Origin of the sequence: Cupriavidus sp. CuC1, assembly GCF_044627735.1 — a bacterium.
Lineage (GTDB): Bacteria > Pseudomonadota > Gammaproteobacteria > Burkholderiales > Burkholderiaceae > Cupriavidus > Cupriavidus ulmosensis.
This window is the reverse complement of sequence record NZ_JBIUHC010000469.1, coordinates 1-514: the sequence shown is the minus strand read 5'-3', so window position 1 is coordinate 514 and position 514 is coordinate 1. Positions and strand designations below refer to the sequence as shown.

General features: G+C 63.2%; 1 protein-coding gene. It reads right to left on the bottom strand.

Translation table 11 applies throughout. The annotated features are described in order from the left end of the window. The coding region (locus ACGLHR_RS52240; RefSeq protein WP_400104041.1) for an RNA-guided endonuclease InsQ/TnpB family protein at window positions 1–514 on the bottom strand (514 nt) is incomplete at both ends.

Below are 514 nucleotides of genomic sequence, written 5' to 3'. Positions count from 1 at the left end.
GGTTTCGTCCCAGAGTTACCACCGGGACCAGAGCCGTCCTCTCCATAGGCTGACACCGTGGAACTCACGGCGTAACTACGCAAGTTGATCGCGGCGTTCACGTCGCGGTCATGAGGGGTGCCGCAACTCGGGCACGTCCACGCCCGGACCGACAGCGGCAGCGCATCCATCTTGTCTCCGCAGCATGAACACATCTTGCTGCTGGCGAACCAACGGTCCGCCACCACCACCATGCCACCCCGCATCGCCGCCTTGTACTCCAATTGCCGGCGGAATTCGAAGAAGCCCATGTCGGCCACCGAGCGCGCCAGATGTCGGTTCTTCGTCATCCCGCGCACATTCAGGTCCTCGATGCCGATGGTATGGAACCGGCGGGCCAGGTCGCTGGTGAGCTTGTGCAAGGCATCGGAACGAAGACAGGAGATCCGCGCATGCAGGCGGGCGAGCTTGGCTTTGGCCCTCTTGCGGTTGGCCGAGCCTTTCTGCTTGCGGCTCAGGCTACGCGATAAGCGCC